This is a genomic window from Dethiosulfovibrio faecalis (assembly GCF_021568795.1).
In the GTDB taxonomy this organism is placed as follows: Bacteria; Synergistota; Synergistia; order Synergistales; family Dethiosulfovibrionaceae; genus Dethiosulfovibrio; species Dethiosulfovibrio faecalis.
In genome coordinates this window covers 201,467-217,690 of record NZ_JAKGUE010000002.1, presented here as the reverse complement: position 1 = coordinate 217,690, position 16,224 = coordinate 201,467, and the positions used below count along the sequence as shown (strand labels likewise).

At 55.5% G+C, this 16,224-nt stretch carries 17 protein-coding genes and 1 pseudogene; 4 read left to right on the top strand and 14 right to left on the bottom strand.

Annotated elements, in window-relative coordinates; translation table 11 throughout:
• Window positions 1-120: pseudogene (locus tag L2W58_RS03110) on the bottom strand (sodium-dependent transporter); the annotation flags it as partial.
• A gap of 300 nt (window positions 121-420) precedes the next feature.
• Here L2W58_RS03110 and L2W58_RS03105 point away from each other — a divergent pair.
• From L2W58_RS03105 to hypE, 3 genes are read left to right on the top strand one after another with little or no spacing between them, the layout of a single operon-like run.
• Window positions 421-666, top strand: a complete 246-nt coding sequence (locus L2W58_RS03105; RefSeq protein WP_236101550.1) for a HypC/HybG/HupF family hydrogenase formation chaperone — start codon at window positions 421-423, stop codon at window positions 664-666.
• The gene (gene hypD, locus L2W58_RS03100) at window positions 653-1,738 is read left to right on the top strand and encodes a hydrogenase formation protein HypD (protein WP_236101549.1); all 1,086 of its coding nucleotides are present in this window, start codon (window positions 653-655) and stop codon (window positions 1,736-1,738) included. Before L2W58_RS03105 ends, hypD begins: the two co-directional genes overlap by 14 nt.
• Window positions 1,726-2,712 carry a hydrogenase expression/formation protein HypE gene (gene hypE / locus L2W58_RS03095; RefSeq protein ID WP_236101548.1) on the top strand — a complete coding sequence of 329 codons (987 nt, stop codon included), beginning with the start codon at window positions 1,726-1,728 and terminating at the stop codon, window positions 2,710-2,712. Before hypD ends, hypE begins: the two co-directional genes overlap by 13 nt.
• An 83-nt stretch (window positions 2,713-2,795) precedes the next feature.
• On the opposite strand, the gene L2W58_RS03090 is transcribed toward hypE, so the two are convergent.
• The 7 genes from L2W58_RS03090 to L2W58_RS03060 all read right to left on the bottom strand — a co-directional run bounded on the left by L2W58_RS03090 (window position 2,796) and on the right by L2W58_RS03060 (window position 10,195).
• Window positions 2,796-3,581 carry a TIGR00282 family metallophosphoesterase gene (locus L2W58_RS03090; RefSeq protein ID WP_236101547.1) on the bottom strand — a complete coding sequence of 262 codons (786 nt, stop codon included), beginning with the start codon at window positions 3,579-3,581 and terminating at the stop codon, window positions 2,796-2,798.
• The gene (rny, locus tag L2W58_RS03085; protein WP_236101546.1) at window positions 3,582-5,120 is read right to left on the bottom strand and encodes a ribonuclease Y; all 1,539 of its coding nucleotides are present in this window, start codon (window positions 5,118-5,120) and stop codon (window positions 3,582-3,584) included.
• A 170-nt stretch (window positions 5,121-5,290) separates the two neighbouring features.
• The gene (locus L2W58_RS03080; protein ID WP_236101545.1) at window positions 5,291-5,713 is read right to left on the bottom strand and encodes an RrF2 family transcriptional regulator; all 423 of its coding nucleotides are present in this window, start codon (window positions 5,711-5,713) and stop codon (window positions 5,291-5,293) included.
• Window positions 5,714-5,787: 74 nt separating this feature from the next.
• Window positions 5,788-7,449 (bottom strand): dihydroxy-acid dehydratase, encoded by a 1,662-nt coding sequence (ilvD, locus tag L2W58_RS03075; RefSeq protein WP_236101544.1) that lies wholly within the window; start codon window positions 7,447-7,449, stop codon window positions 5,788-5,790.
• Window positions 7,450-7,467: 18 nt separating this feature from the next.
• Entirely contained in the window at window positions 7,468-8,745 is a 1,278-nt protein-coding gene (locus L2W58_RS03070) for a TRAP transporter large permease (RefSeq protein ID WP_236101543.1), read from the bottom strand.
• Window positions 8,745-9,218 carry a TRAP transporter small permease gene (locus tag L2W58_RS03065; RefSeq protein WP_236101542.1) on the bottom strand — a complete coding sequence of 158 codons (474 nt, stop codon included), beginning with the start codon at window positions 9,216-9,218 and terminating at the stop codon, window positions 8,745-8,747. The genes L2W58_RS03070 and L2W58_RS03065 overlap by 1 nt, the downstream gene beginning before the upstream one ends.
• A 5-nt stretch (window positions 9,219-9,223) precedes the next feature.
• Window positions 9,224-10,195: a TRAP transporter substrate-binding protein gene (locus L2W58_RS03060; protein ID WP_236101541.1), complete on the bottom strand. Its 972-nt coding sequence runs from the start codon at window positions 10,193-10,195 to the stop codon at window positions 9,224-9,226.
• A 120-nt stretch (window positions 10,196-10,315) separates the two neighbouring features.
• Between L2W58_RS03060 and L2W58_RS03055 the strand changes: the two genes are divergently transcribed.
• Window positions 10,316-11,008 carry a FadR/GntR family transcriptional regulator gene (locus L2W58_RS03055; protein ID WP_236101540.1) on the top strand — a complete coding sequence of 231 codons (693 nt, stop codon included), beginning with the start codon at window positions 10,316-10,318 and terminating at the stop codon, window positions 11,006-11,008.
• On the opposite strand, the gene L2W58_RS03050 is transcribed toward L2W58_RS03055, so the two are convergent.
• Genes L2W58_RS03050 through L2W58_RS03025 form a run of 6 tightly spaced genes read right to left on the bottom strand, consistent with a single transcriptional unit; the run spans window position 11,005 to window position 16,058 of the window.
• Complete coding sequence (locus L2W58_RS03050) at window positions 11,005-11,442, bottom strand: regulatory protein RecX (RefSeq protein ID WP_236101539.1); 438 nt, start codon at window positions 11,440-11,442, stop codon at window positions 11,005-11,007. The genes L2W58_RS03055 and L2W58_RS03050 overlap by 4 nt on opposite strands.
• Window positions 11,443-11,458: 16 nt before the next feature.
• On the bottom strand, window positions 11,459-13,522 hold the full coding sequence (gene recG / locus L2W58_RS03045; RefSeq protein ID WP_236101538.1) for an ATP-dependent DNA helicase RecG: 2,064 nt from the start codon (window positions 13,520-13,522) through the stop codon (window positions 11,459-11,461).
• Window positions 13,519-13,992 (bottom strand): DivIVA domain-containing protein, encoded by a 474-nt coding sequence (locus tag L2W58_RS03040; protein ID WP_236101537.1) that lies wholly within the window; start codon window positions 13,990-13,992, stop codon window positions 13,519-13,521. The genes recG and L2W58_RS03040 overlap by 4 nt, the downstream gene beginning before the upstream one ends.
• Window positions 13,985-14,422: a cell division protein SepF gene (locus L2W58_RS03035; RefSeq protein WP_236101536.1), complete on the bottom strand. Its 438-nt coding sequence runs from the start codon at window positions 14,420-14,422 to the stop codon at window positions 13,985-13,987. The genes L2W58_RS03040 and L2W58_RS03035 overlap by 8 nt, the downstream gene beginning before the upstream one ends.
• A gap of 5 nt (window positions 14,423-14,427) precedes the next feature.
• Complete coding sequence (locus tag L2W58_RS03030) at window positions 14,428-15,144, bottom strand: YggS family pyridoxal phosphate-dependent enzyme (RefSeq protein ID WP_236101535.1); 717 nt, start codon at window positions 15,142-15,144, stop codon at window positions 14,428-14,430.
• Window positions 15,138-16,058, bottom strand: a complete 921-nt coding sequence (locus tag L2W58_RS03025; RefSeq protein WP_236101534.1) for an efflux RND transporter periplasmic adaptor subunit — start codon at window positions 16,056-16,058, stop codon at window positions 15,138-15,140. Before L2W58_RS03025 ends, L2W58_RS03030 begins: the two co-directional genes overlap by 7 nt.
• Between the last annotated feature and the right edge of the window lie 166 nt (window positions 16,059-16,224).

Below are 16,224 nucleotides of genomic sequence, written 5' to 3'. Positions count from 1 at the left end.
GCCCGTAACATAAGGAAATTTCCATATGTTACCCAGACCGACGGCGGATCCCGCCGCGGCGAGAATAAAGCCTATCTTGCTTCCCCACTGTTCTCTCTGCTGCTCTACCTGATTCGCCATAAACCCTTACCTCCTTTTAGGGTGAATATACAGATCCCGAAAAAATACACCTCTTATAGACCTACACCGTAACCGGCTCTCGACACCTCCTTCTCCGAGGAAATGACAAACGACGAGACATAAAGAAGACAGAGAATCAAGTAAATTATCTGAATTCGTCGTTTAGATGGATCTGACCGCATTATACACCATAGTATGCATTTTAGAACAGTGGGTTTCATCAAAAAAAAGATCCCCATGTAAAATCCGCGGAGAGTTGTACAATAGGGAGGACGTCGACATAGGAAAGGGGAGAAATCCATGTGCCTTGCAGTACCACACGTCATAATCGATTTGGCTCAGGATGGATCGGCGATGGCCAAGGCAGGAGCGATAGTCAGAGAGATCAGGACCGATCTCATAGACGATCCTTCTGTAGGAGACACGGTATTGGTCCATGCTGGCTTCGCTATAGAAAAAGTCTCTCCGGAGGACTCGGAGGAACTGACGGCCATGTGGGACAAAATAAGAGAGCTCGCCGGAGAGGAAATCGATGAGTTCAGATAGAGCAAAACTGCTGTCCTCGGCCCTCAGGAGGCTAGCCGACAGGCCGACGACCATCATGGAGGTCTGCGGAACTCACACGGTGTCGATCTTCAGACAGGGGCTGAGATCTCTTTTCCCGGAAAATCTCAAACTGATATCCGGTCCGGGCTGTCCGGTATGCGTAACGTCTCAGGGGGAGATAGACGGGGCCATCGAATTGGCCACGAGAAAAAACGTGGTCATGGCGACCTACGGGGACATGATGAGGGTTCCCGGATCAAACGGTACCTTAGGGGAGCTCAGAGGATCGGGCTCCGACGTGAGGGTGGTGCTGTCGGCCATGGAAACCCTTAGGATGGCCGAGGAGATGCCCCACAAAGAGATAGTGTTTCTAGCGGTGGGATTCGAGACCACCGCACCGGCGACAGCGGCACTGCTGATAGAAGCGCGAAAGAAGAACCTCGATAACCTGTCGGCGCTCTGTCTGCACAAAAGAGTGCCTCCGGCACTCAGGGCCCTGTCGGAAACCGACGGAAACAGGGTCGACGGTTTTTTATTGCCCGGACACGTAGCGGTAATTCTGGGGCATGAACCGTTTAAATTCATACCTGAAAGATACGGCATAGCCTGTACGATAGCCGGCTTCGAAGCGGACGAGATAATGCTGGCCTTGGTAGACCTGCTGGAACAGATAGGCAAAAATCGTCCCTCTCTGACCTCCCGCTACGATAAGGCTGTAAGGCCGGAGGGGAACGTCAAGGCCGTCGATCTGATGAACAGGGTATTCAACACAAGCACCTCCACGTGGAGAGGAATCGGTCCGATAGACGAATCGGGTATGTCCATAAAGGAGGAATATTCCCTCTGGGACGGATCTAGGAAATTCGACGTCGCCGTTAGGAACATGCCGGAACCTAAGGGATGCAGATGCGGAGAGATTCTCTCGGGAACCATAACTCCCAAGGAATGCCCCCTCTTCGGAACAGGATGCACGCCGATAACCCCGGTAGGCCCCTGTATGGTGTCCAGCGAGGGGACCTGTTCGGCTTGGTACAGATACGGAAGAAAGGGAGATCTCAAGTGGGAAAGCTGAACCTGGGTCAGGGAAGCGGAGGAAGGCTAACCTCCGAGCTGATAGGAAAATTCAAGGCTCAATTCGACGACGTAAACATCCAGAGAGACCTGGAGGACTGCACCATGATCTCTCCGGAATGGGCCATCACCATAGACGGTTTTACCGTGTCGCCCATGGATTTCCCCGGAGGAAACATAGGGAAATTGGCTATATGCGGCGGGACCAACGACCTGGCGGTCCGTGGAATAGAGCCTAAATTCGTGACCCTGAGCGTCATCGCCGAGGAGGGGCTGGACGAAGAGGAACTATTGAGATACGGCAGAAGCGCCGCGTCGGTGTGCCACGAACTTGAAGTCAAACTTGCGGCGGGAGACACCAAGGTGGTTCCCAGGGGAACGGTCGACGGACTTTTCCTAACGGTAGCGTCCATGGGGCAACCTTTAGGAAAACCTCTGGGAATGGACCGCATAAAGCCCGGCGATAGGCTAGCCGTCACGACCTCCATAGGTAGACATGGAGCCACCATAGGCTCGATCAGATTCGACCTGGACGTGACGGGCCTCTCAAGCGACTGCGCTCCGCTTTGGCCTCTCGTAAAACCGCTGGCTCCCCTTCCCGGCGTAAGAGCCATGAGGGACTGCACCAGAGGAGGACTGGGTACGACCCTGTGCGAATGGGCTGAGGGAACCGGACTGGGAATTGAGATAGACGAATCGTCTATACCCATAGACGAAGGGGTGTCGTCGGTTTGCGACATACTAGGTTTCGATCCCCTCCACCTGGCCTGCGAAGGATGCGCCCTGATAGCCTACTCACCGGACGATGAGGACCGGATAATCGAGATCCTCAGGGCCCATCCCTCCGGGATCCAGGCGACCTCGATAGGAACGGTGGTCGAGAGACACCCCTCCATGGTGGGAATGAGGACCAAGGCCGGAGGGATGAGGGTCGTAGATATGCCGGTAGGCGAGCTGCTTCCCCGTATATGCTGATGGGATAAAGAACGAAACGGAGGGCTCAGATCGGAGCCCTCCGTCAGTCCTCATATTTTTAAATTGAACCTTGAACTACCGATTCAAACCCACTCTTCCCATTTGATTGAAACCCTTCTTATGTCCAGGGCTATTCCGGTCTCGTAATCCACGTCCACAACCACACCGTTGAGTCTCAGATCCTCCGTCGCCACCTCGAACCGAGAGGGAAGACCTGTGAGGAACTTGGGCATAACGCTCTCGACGGTCATGCCTATAGCGCTTGAGAAAGATCCGGTCATTCCCACGTCGGAGATATAGGCAGTTCCCCTCGGGAGGACCTCCTCGTCGGCGGTCTGTACGTGGGTGTGGGTTCCCACCAACACGGAGACCCGTCCGTCCAGATAGGCTCCCATTACCTTCTTCTCCGATGTCGCCTCGGCGTGAAGGTCCACGAAGACGGGCATTGCGTCCATATCCCTCAGAAGCTCGTCGATCTTCCTGAAAGGACAATCTGTAGGAGGCATGAAGACCCTCCCCTGAAGATTGATCACCCCCAGGGCGAGACCTCCCTTCCGCAAGACCATAACGCCGCTTCCCGGACATCCGGGAGGATAGTTCGCCGGACGGACAACCCGTGACTCCTCGTCCAACAACGGAATAAATTCCTTTTTATCCCATATGTGATTTCCCGAGGTAAGACCGTCTATCCCCATATCGAAGAGCTCCTCCGCAACCTTGGCGGTGAGCCCCCTTCCGGCCGCGGCGTTTTCGCCGTTAGCCAGGACGAAATCGAAAGGGCCTTCCTTCGCTCGAAGGTAAGGGAGAGACTCGGATACCATTCTACGACCCGGCTTACCCACCATATCGCCGATGAAGAGAATCCTCATCTACTTGGCGTACTCCACCGACCGGAACTCCTTGATAGCGGTCACCTTTATCTGTCCCGGATACTTCATCTCTTCCTCTATCTTCTTGGCTATGTCGAAAGCCAGTTTGGCTATGACGCCCTCGTCCGACACGTTGGGAGCCACCATAACCCTGACCTCTCTGCCGGCCTGAATAGCGAAGGCCTTGCTAACACCCTTGAACGACTTCGCCAACGTCTCCAGTTTTTCCAGACGTTTGACGTAGGCGTCAAGACTCTCCCTACGGGCGCCGGGCCTGGCCGCACTGATGGCGTCGGCGGCGGCCACGATAACGTCGTAGATCGACTGGATCTCCATGTCCTCGTGGTGAGATCCTATAGCGTTTATTATCTCCGAAGATTCGTTGTACCTCTTCGCCAGATCCGCACCTATCACGGCATGAGGGCCCTCTATCTTGTGGTCCACTGCTTTACCGATATCGTGAAGCAGCCCGGCTCTTCGGGCCAGTTCCTCGTCGGCACCCAGCTCAGCCGCTATGATACCGGATATATGGGCGACCTCCATGCTGTGCTGAAGGGCGTTCTGACCGTAGCTGTAGCGATATCTGAGAGACCCTATCAGCCTGATAAGATCGGTATGCATATGCTTGACGCCCAGATCAAGCAGACACTGATCCCCGGCCTCCATGATGGACTCCTCCACCTCTTCGGTCGCCTTCTGGATGAGTTCCTCGATACGAGCGGGATGTATCCTGCCGTCGGTGACCAGCCTCTCCAAAGCCAGCCGGGCTATCTCACGCCGGACCGGATCGAAACAGCTTATGGTAACCGCTTCCGGGGTATCGTCGACAATGAGATCGACTCCCGTCTCGGTCTCGAAAGCCCTTATATTTCTGCCTTCTCTGCCGATTATGCGCCCCTTCATCTCGTCGGAGGGAAGGTTTACCACGCTGACCGACACGTCGGAGGAATACTCCACGGCACAGCGTTGAATAGCCGTGACTATAACCTCCCTGGCCTTTCTGGAAGCCTCTCTGCGGGCCTTCTCCTCGAGATCCTTGACAAGAAGACCTAGAGAGTGCTGGGCCTTCTCCTCGACGTCCTTCATCAGGATATCCCTAGCGTCGTCTCTGTTGAGCTGAGCGACCTCCTCCAACTTCACCAGTTGATCTTGCTTGAGACTCTCTATCTCCTGAAGTCTCTTCTCCGCCGAATCGAGCTTGTTCTTGAGGTCCTCTTCACGGCGACCGACCTTGTCGAGTTTCCGTTCGAGGTTTTCCTCCTTCTGCTCCAGACGTCTCTCGGACCTCTGAAGTTCCCCTCTTCTCTCCTTAATCTCGTTTTCCGTCTCCTGCTTCATCCCGAAGATCTCTTCTTTTACCTCCGAGAGCATTTCCCTCTTGTGGTGCTCCCCATCCTTGACGGCCTTTTTCAACAACTGATCGGCCTGCCGTTTTGCGTTGGCTAGGTGCTTTCCACCGAGAGATCTGGAAATCAGGAGACCGCCTACGACACCGAAGGCCAGCCCCGCGGCGATTCCGAGAATCATCGTAGATTCCATAGACAGATCTCAACTCCTTTATTTTATGAGGACGATGACAACGATGAGGTCTATTTTACAGGTTCTGTAAAAAGCCAACAAGACCCAACAGAGACCTCAGATTTAAACGTTGCGTTTTTCTTTCTACGGATGGATAAAAAAGAGGAGGGCTTCAGCCCCCCTCTTCGACATCAACCGGTGCACTCTCGGTCGTATTCCTCGATTATATCCCAAAGGGTAGTAGACGACGTAACCCTCTCTATGCTGTCGCTTACCTTCTCCCATAAAAACCTGGCTGGACAGCAGCCTCCTCGCTCGCAGCTACCGTAGTCCACACAATCTGCCAAGCTGATGGGACCCTCCAGAGAATCTATTATCTCCGAGGTCAGGATCTCTTTAGGATCTCTGCTCAGAAGATAGCCTCCCTGAGCTCCTCTGACGCTGGAGACGAGACCGGATTTCCGGAGCTTGGAGAAAAGCTGCTCCAGATAGCTCTCGGACAGAGTCTGGTTCTTGGCGACCTCGCTTATCGATATGGGACGACCGTTACCGTAACCTCGAGCCAAGTCTACCATCGCCCTGAGTCCGTATCTGGTTTTAGTCGACAGCTTCATCTACATCACCCTCCGTGGTAGGAGGATACTATACCCAACTTTATCTGTCAAGTATCCTACGAACCCCATAGGGATCAGTCTTGAAAAACCGCCCCTCTGTTGCCGGACGTCACGAAGGCTCTGTAGCGCTCTAGATACGAGGTAGCTCCAGGCTGCATCGTCGGAGTCCATTCCCTCTTGCGGCGTTCCAACTCATCGGGATCGACCATCAGGTCCAGTTTTCTGGCAGGAATATCTATCACTATCTCGTCGCCGTCTTTGACAAGCCCGATAGGCCCTCCTGCGGCGGCTTCCGGCGACACGTGTCCTATAGAAGCCCCTCTGGTGGCCCCGGAGAAGCGTCCATCGGTTATGAGAGCCACCGAGCCGCCCTGCCCTCTTCCCATTATCGCCGAGGTGGGAGCCAACATCTCCCTCATTCCGGGACCGCCCTTAGGCCCCTCGTAGCGGATGACGATAACGTCTCCGTCGGAGATGAGGCCCTTCATTATGGCCTCTCCCGCCGCCTCCTCCGACTCGAAAACCCTGGCTGGCCCTCTGTGACGCATCATCTCGGGAGACACGGCGGTCTGCTTCACCACCGCTCCGTCGGGAGCCAACGTTCCCTTGAGGACGGCTATGCCCCCTTCGGGATCAACGGGATCGGAGACGGAATGGATAACCGATCTGTCCTTGATCTCCGCTTCGGCCACGTTCTCCGCCACTGTAAGACCGGTACAGGTGATAGAGTCTCCGTGAATCAGACCGGCGTCCAGAAGCTCTTTCAGGACGGCCTGGATCCCTCCGGCCTTCCAAAGGTCCTCTATATGATGGGCCCCGCCGGGGCTCATGCTGCACAGATGAGGGGTGCGGCGGCTGATTGCGTCCATATCCTCCAAGGAGAGATCCACCCCGGCCGAGTGGGCGACGGCTGGGAGATGGAGGGCTGTGTTGGTGGACCCCCCCAGAGCCATATCTACCGCCACGGCGTTCTCGAAGGCCTTTTTCGTCAATATCTTGCTGGGCCTTATATCCTTCTCCAACAGTTCCATTATCTGTCTGCCGGCGTCCTTGGCCAGACGATCCCTGGCGGCGAACACGGCGGGAATGGTTCCGTTCCATGGAAGGGCAAGTCCCAAGGCCTCCATCATACAGTTCATGGTGTTGGCGGTGAACATCCCCGAGCAGGAACCGCAGGTGGGACAGGCCGAATCCTCTAGCTCGAGAAGCTCCTTATCGGATATCTGATCGACCGCCTTTTTCCCCACCGCCTCGAATACAGTGCTCAGGTCGGTGGCACAACCGGGTGAGGAACCGGCCAACATGGCACCTCCGCTGATCACTATGGAAGGTATATCCAGAGTGGCCGCCGCCATCGCCATCGCCGGAATGATCTTATCGCAGTTCGTCACAAGGACAAGACCGTCCAGACCGTGGGCCTGGGTCATAAGCTCTATCGAGTCCTTTATCAGCTCTCTGCTGGGAAGGGAGAACTTCATACCCTTGTGCCCCATGGCTATCCCGTCGCACACCCCTATTACTGGAAACTCCAGAGGAAGACCTCCTGCCGCATAGACGCCGGCTTTCACCGCTCCGGCTATGCGGTTGAGGTGAATGTGTCCCGGAATGATCGAGTTATAGGCGTTGACGACCCCTATCCAAGGACGGTCGATCTCCCAATCGGTGTAACCGTTTGCCTTCATCAAGGATCGATGAGGAGCCCTCTCGAACCCCTTCTTTACGAAATCGCTGTTCAAGTCAAATCCCCCTTTGGATTAACCCCATATCAGACTGGGCAGAAAAACCGTCAGCCACGGAACGTAGGTGGTCAACAGAAGCACAGCCATAAGCACCAGGACCATAGGAACTATAGGGCGACTTATCTCCTCCACCGATAGCCCCGTTATGGCACTGGCGACGTAGATATCGATAGCCACCGGAGGCGTAGCCATACCGATAGCCAGTCCGACCGCTATCATCACGCCGAAATGGATCAGATCTCCTCCCATCTGAATTACCGTGGGCAGAAAGATCGGGGTCAATATTATCAATGCCGAAGCTGTCTCCATCACCATACCGGCCAGGAGCACTATCACAAGTATCATCAGATACACCATGGCCTCGTTGCCTCCGGCCACGCCTAACAAGGCATTGGCTACGGCTTCCGGAACCTCGTAAAAGGCCAATCCCCATCCGAAAAGCTTAGACGTCGCTATGATGAACATTATCAAAGACGAAGTAACCCCCGCCCCCACCACCAGGCGATAGAACTTCTTCCAATCCATGGAACGATAGACGAAGAAAGCGACTCCCAGAGAATACACCACGGCTATGGCCGCCGCCTCCGAAGGGGTGAAGAAACCGGAGAAGATACCCCCTAGTATTATCACAGGGGTCATAAGACCCCATATCGAATCCTTGAAACGCCGCCTCTTCTCCTCCTTAGGAACGGGGTCGGCGGCAGGGTAGTTTCTCTTCTTGGCCACATGGAGAGCCAGGAGAATAAGCCCAGTTCCCATAAGAGCTCCGGGGATGAATCCAGCCATGAAAAGCTTCGCAACCGACTCCCCTGCTATCACGGCGTAGAGTACCATAGGGACGCTGGGCGGTATAACCACCCCGATGGTCCCCGACGCGGCGATAAGGGCGGCGGAAAAATCCAGATCATAGCCCTTTTCCTTCAGCTCCGGCAGAAGAGCCGACCCCACAGCGGCGGTAGTCGCCGCGCCGGATCCGGAGATGGCCGCTATGAACATGGAGGCCACCGTGGAGACTATCGAAAGCCCCCCTCTGATCCTGCCCAGAGATGCCTCGGCAAACGCCACGATCCTCTCCGAGATACCCCCCTTGGCCAGGATATCACCGGCCAATATAAAGAATGGAACTGCCACCAGGGCAAAAGAGTTGTTCCCCGTGAACATCATCTGAGGCACCATCTGAAGGGGCAGACCGTTGAGCAGTAGGACTATGGTGGCAGCCACCCCTATGGCCAGGCCTATCGGCATCCCCAGCGCCATCAGCAGGAAAAAAGCGCCTCCCAACACGAATCCCATCAGGAATCCCCCTCAAAGAGGCACTTGAAACCGGCCACGAGATGAAGGATCACCACGACACAAAAGATAGGGTACATGGAGTAGACCCACCTCATCGACACGCCCAGAGCCGGAGTCGTCTGAAAGGCCTCGGTCTCCATCAGAGCCCCTCCGTACCAGCCCACTATCACGAAGAAAGCCACGGCCATGGACTGCACCACCACCGCTACTAAAAGGCGCAGAGGCCGGGGAAGCCTCTCGGTAAGAAAAGTTATCGATATATGACTTCCCCGGTAAAAGGCGACGGCAGCCCCTATCAGCGAAGCTCCAACCAGCATGAACCGTACCAACTCCTCGGACCATATGAGGGCGTCTCCAAATATCCGGCAGAATATCTGAGCGGTCGTCAGAAGCACCATAGCTATCATGAGGACGAACAGGAGCACCTCGCAAGCCCTGTTTACCCTATCGCTCAAGACAGAAACGAAAGCCATTGTTTTTATTTCGTGTCGACGATGGTCTTGATCGTCTCGGCACCGAACTTATCGGTATATTTGTCGTATATGGGTTTTACCGCCTCTCGGAAAGCCGCAAGATCCGGCTCCGTAACCTCCATACCCTGATCCTTCAGGAACTGGAGCCACTCGGCGGCCTTCTGGTTATCCAGGTCCCTGTTAGCCTTGGATGCAGCCTTGGCGGCGTTCTCGATCAACTCATGCTGCGAGGAAGAGAGCTTCTTCCAAGTAGCCATGCTCATCATTATGACGTTCGGAGCGTAGGCGTGTCTGGTCAGAGAAAGATACTTCTGGCTCTCGTAGAGTTTGAAGGAAACTATCACGTTCAGAGGATTTTCCTGTCCATCGATGGTCCCCTGCTGGAGAGCCGTGAGGGCCTCGGTCCATGCCATGGGCACGGCGTTAGCTCCGAGGGTCTTGAAACTCTCGACGTAAACTGGGTTCTGCATAAGCCTTATCTTGAGCCCCTTCATATCCTCCGGCTCCTTAACGGGTCTCACGCTGTTGGTGAGATTACGGAATCCCCTCTCTCCGTAGGCAAGTCCCTTCCATCCGAACTTTTCCATACCGTCCAGCATCTCCTGTCCCACAGGTCCGTCCAACACCGCATAGGCGTGGTCGGTATCCCGGAAGAGGAAAGGCAGATCGAACACGCCGAACTGGGGCATAAAGTTGATGATCGGGCCTCCGGTTATGATCGCCGCATCCACCACTCCCATCCTCATGTTCTCCAGAAGAGTCCTCTCGTCACCTAATTTGGCGTTTGGGAAAATGGTGACCTTCAGATCATCGCCGCCGGCCTCCACCACTTCCTTGAACTTCAGGGCACACACGTGAAAGGCGTCCTGCTCGTTGACCACGTGGGCCAGCTTGAGGGTTCTTTCCTTGGCGAACCCGGTACTCACGACGGAAGCGACCAACATAGCGGCCAAAGCGCACATCACAGACTTTCTCATCTTCTTCGTACCTCCCCTTCTTGGTTGGACCAATGGTACTACCAAAACCGAGGACATTATATTAGAATAGGGATCGCTTGACAACACCGAATAGGACCTACACGGAGGAGATGGACCAAGATGGAAAGCAAGAGGAAGAACCTTATAGACAGAATCGCCGGATTGATAGAAGGAGGGGAGTTCCCCTCGGGGAAACTCCCCTCCGAGAGGGATTTCGCCGAGACCCTAGGGGTGAGCAGAGGCCTCTTGAGAGAGGCCCTGGTCACCATGGAGGGCATGGGCATACTGGATATAAAGGGCAGAGAGGGAATATACGTCACAGGAAGGGACATCGCCTCAAGCCTGGACGGGGTGATATCGGGGGTCATGCTGTGGCCTCACGAGACCATGGACCAGCTGATGGAGATGAGACGTCTGGTCGAGATTCCCGCGTCCGGCCTAGCTGCGAGACGAAGGGACGAATCGGATGTGAACAGGATGAAAAAATGTCTCAGAGAACTGGAAAAGCTGGAAAAATCCTCGACTGACGCCGACGGCGCCAGATGGGACTCGCTTCTGCACATGTCGGTGGTGGACGGAGCGAAAAACAAGCTCCTATCCAGGGTATTCGAGGGGGTCGCCCTCCTCATGGAGCGATATATAGGGGACACCAGGAGAAGGCTCTTCGCCAACCCCGGACTCCCCGACGAGGTACTGTTTCAACACCGAGAACTGGTGAAGTCCGTTGAGATCGGCGACGAGAGGAGAGCCATGGAGATCACAGAGGACCACCTCAGGATAGCCGACCGCCTGTTCCGGCAGGGACACCCCTAATCGGGTCGGTCGTATCTCCGAACGTCGTCTCCCAGGACCCTGTAGACGACGTCTCCGGGGAACCCCCTGCGAAAGAGCCTTCCCTCTATTTTCCGGTTCTCGATTCCGACGGAACGCCATCCCTCGGCCAGACGGATCGCCCTTTCCTCCTCGTCTATATCGGCCACCTCTATAGCGTCTACGATAAGATCGGAGGGGACGCCTCTGGAGCGAAGCTCATCTCTTATACGCCTTAACGACCAGTCGGGGTGGCCATCCACGAACAGGATAGCGTAGGCTCGATCGTCTATCAGACCCAACTCCTCGTAGCGGTTCAAGAGCGCCTCTGCCGTGGACCGCTCGCAACCCTTTCGCCTCAGCCGGACGAAAAGCTCCTTTCTGGGATACACCCCTCTTCCCAGTAGATTTTGAAGGTATCTCTCATGTCGATCCAACGAATCACCTCCCGGATCAAGCGGTACCGGCAAGCTCCAGCTTCTCCCGATACATCCTGAAGACCATCTCCCTCACTGCCGGGATCGAATCCAGGGCGGGGTCTCGATCTACCATGTCGATCGCGATCCGTCTGGCCAGGGTCAACAGTTCCCCGTCTCTTATCAGATCGGCCACCTTGAAATCGGTGAGTCCGTGCTGTCTGGTCCCGCATATCTCGCCTGGACCTCGAATCGCCATGTCAGCCTCGGCCACCTCGAACCCGTCGGAACTGGAGCAGATCGCCTCGAGCCGTCTGTTGCCGTCCTGGGTTCCCGGTTTTCCCAGCAGAAAACACCAGGATTGCTCGTCGCTTCGCCCGACCCTTCCCCTTAGCTGGTGAAGTTGGGAGAGTCCGAAACGCTCGGCTCCCTCAATGACCATAACCGTCGCCTCGGGGACGTCGACCCCTACCTCTATCACGGTGGTCGATGCAAGAAGAGGCTTCTCTCCGGAGGCGAATTCATCCATAACCGATCGACGCTCCTCCATGGACATCCTGCCATGGAGCATGGATACCCTTTCCGATCCGAAACGACGGACCAAAAAGTCGAACCGCTCCTCCAGAGGACGGGCGTTCAGATGCTCGCTCTCCTCTATGAGGGGACAGACCCAGAAGATCCTCCTGCCTCTGTCCATCTCCGAGTCCAAAAAACCGTAGAGATCGTCCACCTTATGATCCCCTATCCACCTGGTCTTGACCGGGATCCGCCCCTCCGGCATCGTCCTTATCACAGACACGGAGAGATCTCCGTATACCGACAGAGCCAAGGTTCGAGGGATAGGAGTGGCCGTCATGACCAAGACATGGGGCATCTCTCCCTTCCCTCCGAGAGCCCCCCTTTGAAGCACGCCGAATCGGTGCTGCTCGTCTATTACTATCAGCCCCAACCTGTTAAAGGCCACGTCCTCCTGAATGACTGCGTGAGTGCCTATGACCAGATCGACCGAGCCTTCGGCTATCTCCTTCAGGAGGACTCTCCGTTCCTTGGCCGAAAGTCCACCTGTCAGCAGACCAACTCTGACTCCGTGAGGTTCTAGAAAGGATTTCAGCCTTATGGCGTGCTGCTGGGCCAATATAGAGGTCGGGACCATGAGGGCAGCCTGAGTTCCCCCGTCTACGGCCTGCATCATGGCCAGAGTTGCCACGGCGGTCTTACCGGACCCGACGTCGCCCTGGAGAAGACGGTTCATGGTTACATCCGAGGACATATCCGTACCTATCTCGGCCAGGACCCTGCTCTGATCCTCGGTTAGCTTGAACGGAAGCGAATGTTCGATCTTCCGCCTGAGAGGACCTCCCTGGGGGAGTCTAGGAGCTCCTCGAAGCTCCCCTACAGATCGTCTACGAATGGCAAGGCCGATCTGAAGCATAAAGAGCTCGTCGAAAGCCAGACGACGACGGGCTCTTTTCCAGCTTTCCGGAGAGACGGGGCAGTGCATCTCCCTTATAGCCCAACCGAGGGGATCCAGGTCCAGATCCCTCAGGAGCAACTCCGGCATATGGTCCTCCAGTTCGGGCAGAACCTGATCGAGCAATCTATGTATAATCTTTCTCAGCCATCGGTCGGAGAGACCGGCGGTAAGGGAGTATACTGCGGCTATCCCTCCGATCTGAACTGGAACCTCGCCCTCTCGAAGGATCTCGAATTCGGGGGCCACAAACTGAGCCATTCCGCCCTCTTTGGCGATCTTCCCATAGAGGGCCACCCTGGTCCCCGAGGTCAACAGACGATCCAGCCCCTTGCGGTTGAACCATAAAGCGGAGGCCAGACCGTGACCGTCGCTCACGATGGCCCTGGTAAGAGAGATCCTCTTCTTCACAGACACACGGTTATCGGTGGACACCACCGTGACGATGGACGCCGCCACGGTATCGGTCTGAAGATCCTTCAACGGCACTATCCGTCGTCTATCCTCGTAGCGACGTGGGAAAAAAAAGAGCAGATCCCCCAAAGTGCGCACTCCCAGCCTTTCCAGCCGGGACGCCTTGACGGGACCCACTCCGTTGAGATACCGGATGGAACTGTCCAAAACGGTCACGGAAAGGAGTCCTCCTCCTCTCTGTCCGATCCATCCACGAGGCTGCTGAAACGAACCAGGAGAGACCTGAAATCGGCCAGAAACATCTCCTTGGTCTTCCGAGCCTCGTCGCACTGGCGTAGGAGATCGTCTTTTTTGCCTCTAGCCTCGTTGACGATCCCCTCGGCACGGCTCCTCGCCTCTGCCACTATGGCGTCGGCCTCTTTCCTGGCCGATCCGAGTCGCTCCTCCGAGCTTCTCTGAGCCATAAGCAGGGCCTCCTGAAGGGAATCCCTCATAGTGTCGTATTCGCCCATCTTTTCCTGAAGTCTTCTGATCTCCTGTTCCAGCTCGGCCTGCCGTTCCGCCGAGTACTGAAGGGTATCGGCGACTTGATCGAGAAAATCCTCGACCTCGTCGGGATTATAGCCTCTTATGGTCCTGGAGAAGGAGACGTTCTCTACGTCCAGGACCGTAACGAGACTAGTCACCGGAGTTCTCCTGCCTCTCCTCTCCGGCAACCCATTCCTCGCAGGCGGTCTTCACCGGTGTCGCGAGAAAACTGCTCCTGGATACCCTGAGTAGACTACCCTTGGAAGCGGCGATGACCTCGTTTATGGCGGCCAGCAGCTCGTTCCCCAGGTCCAGGTCGACACCCTGGAGGTCGATCAGTATCAGCCGTCCCTGTCTAAGGGCGGAGAGAAGATCGTCCTTCAATTCCAGACAGTCCGCCCCTCTGCAAAGTACGACCTCCGCCTTGGGAGGAAGGGGCCTCATGATCCTATCGAGCCTCTCCTCCCTTGAGGTCTCGACCGCAGGAGGAGCCTCTCCGACCCCGTCTTCCTTATGGGAGGTGATTACTATCTCATCGTCGTCGTAATCGTCGGTCATGCCTAAAAGCTCGAAAAGCCGATTCAACATATCCCTTACTGCCTCCGTTCCCTCGCTCCGAAAATAGCCGAACCTACCCTCACTATGGTGCTTCCCTCTTCTATGGCCAGCTCGAAATCGCCACTCATCCCCATGGAAAGTTCCGGCAGTGGCCGTCCAAACTCTCTCGTCGCTCTATCTTTGAGCTCTCTCAGGACTTCGAAAGCCCTGCCTATGCGGACTTGGTCATCGCAAAGAGGCCCTACCGTCATCAAACCCACGGGGTTCAAGGAACCGCACGAAAAGAATATACCGTCTAGAAGGACCAAAGCTTCCTCCGGAGAGACCCCGTGCTTGGAAACCTCTCCCGAAGTGTTCACCTCTATCATTATATCGTAAGGAGCCTTATCGAACTCAAGCGCTAGACGATCCAGGGTCTCGGCCAGGCGCAGACTGTCCACACTGTGAATCACGTCGAAAAGAGCCACCGCCTTTCTGGCTTTGTTTCTCTGTAGATGGCCTACCAGGTGCCAAGGGATGGAGAGATCTTCAGGCCAACTCTCTATCTTTCCCTCCGCTTCCTGAACCCTGTTCTCGCCCAAGGCCCATACCAAGCCAGTCCTTGCAACGGGGAGAATCCTCTCGACCGGATGGGTCTTGGTGACCCCTAACAGACGGACGTCCTCCGGACGTCTGCCGGAACGAAGAGCCGCCTCGGCCATGCGGTCCAAGACCTCTCTAACTTGAGTTTCACAATCAACAGGATCTACCACAACTTTATCCTCCCCTCTTGAGCGGTCATTCCGTTCAATAATACAAGACTCCCAGGGTTTAATCCAGCCTCCACCATAAAACGACCTCCATCCACCGGAAATCCTTCGACCCCCCTGAAGGAGACGTTGTTTCCGTCTAGGACGAAAACCCCTCTTACCCCCTGACGTATCACCACGGCCGAATCGGGTACCGCCACCCCTCTACCCTCTCCTCCGTTGACGAAAATCCGGAGCTCCCTCCGAGTCAATACGTCAGCAGGGAAAAACGGCAGATTGACGTAAAGCTTGACGGTATGGCCCATCCTCTGGGCAACCCGGACCTCCCCCCTGTAGGGAACTCCCAAGGGATCCAGTCTAAACTCGACGGAACCTCCGCCTATATCGGAGCTGAGGGAATCGGTCAGAGGACAGTAGAACACACATCGGAGGTTCTGAGGTTGAGGAATTAGCTTGCCTATTACCTTGTCCCTTCTTATCTCCGAGAGGTCCTGAAAAAAGAGGGTTCCCGGCGGATCCGGCAAAGACGCCGATCCGGGCCATATAAAAGAATATCTCCATTCCCCCTCGAGACCGTCCAGACCTGGGACGAAATATCCCTTTCCGGGAGAGTATATGGGAAAGCTCTTCCCGCCTCTCAAGACAGTCCCCACCAGATCTCCCTTTCCCACGACGGCGGGGGATGAGCCGTACCTGTACTGGATCGAGCCTCTGACCCTGGAGTGTACCAACTCCTCTCGCCATATCAGGACCGCCCGTATCGGGATATCGTCCCTGTAGAATACGGTCCTCGCGTTTACCAGCTCGGGAATCGATCCCGATGTATGCCACCACCAGGCCATATAGACCGAGACCACGGCGACCACGATAAAGGTTACGAAAGATATGTAGGCGACGTGCAGTCTCTTGGATTTCATCGAAGCCCTCCTCGATCGCTTATGCACCGCCTATTTTACAACAGCACCGTTTTTTTGTTCTATCGAGCTTTACTCTTTATCACGATAAAAAACACAGAGCAAGCCCACAAAATATGTTCATATCAAACATGTCGTGGCGAAAAACGACAAAATCTCATGTATACGC

Excerpts from the sequence above, each read along its gene's own strand:
- L2W58_RS03105 (WP_236101550.1), top strand. The coding sequence starts at position 421 with ATGTGCCTTGCAGTACCACACGTCATAATCGATTTGGCTCAGGATGGA.
- hypD (WP_236101549.1), top strand. The coding sequence starts at position 653 with ATGAGTTCAGATAGAGCAAAACTGCTGTCCTCGGCCCTCAGGAGGCTA.
- L2W58_RS03090 (WP_236101547.1), bottom strand. The coding sequence starts at position 3,581 with ATGAGGATTCTCTTCATCGGCGATATGGTGGGTAAGCCGGGTCGTAGA.
- rny (WP_236101546.1), bottom strand. The coding sequence starts at position 5,120 with ATGGAATCTACGATGATTCTCGGAATCGCCGCGGGGCTGGCCTTCGGT.
- L2W58_RS03080 (WP_236101545.1), bottom strand. The coding sequence starts at position 5,713 with ATGAAGCTGTCGACTAAAACCAGATACGGACTCAGGGCGATGGTAGAC.
- L2W58_RS03070 (WP_236101543.1), bottom strand. The coding sequence starts at position 8,745 with ATGGGATTCGTGTTGGGAGGCGCTTTTTTCCTGCTGATGGCGCTGGGG.
- L2W58_RS03065 (WP_236101542.1), bottom strand. The coding sequence starts at position 9,218 with ATGGCTTTCGTTTCTGTCTTGAGCGATAGGGTAAACAGGGCTTGCGAG.
- L2W58_RS03060 (WP_236101541.1), bottom strand. The coding sequence starts at position 10,195 with ATGAGAAAGTCTGTGATGTGCGCTTTGGCCGCTATGTTGGTCGCTTCC.
- L2W58_RS03055 (WP_236101540.1), top strand. The coding sequence starts at position 10,316 with ATGGAAAGCAAGAGGAAGAACCTTATAGACAGAATCGCCGGATTGATA.
- L2W58_RS03035 (WP_236101536.1), bottom strand. The coding sequence starts at position 14,422 with ATGTTGAATCGGCTTTTCGAGCTTTTAGGCATGACCGACGATTACGAC.
- L2W58_RS03025 (WP_236101534.1), bottom strand. The coding sequence starts at position 16,058 with ATGAAATCCAAGAGACTGCACGTCGCCTACATATCTTTCGTAACCTTT.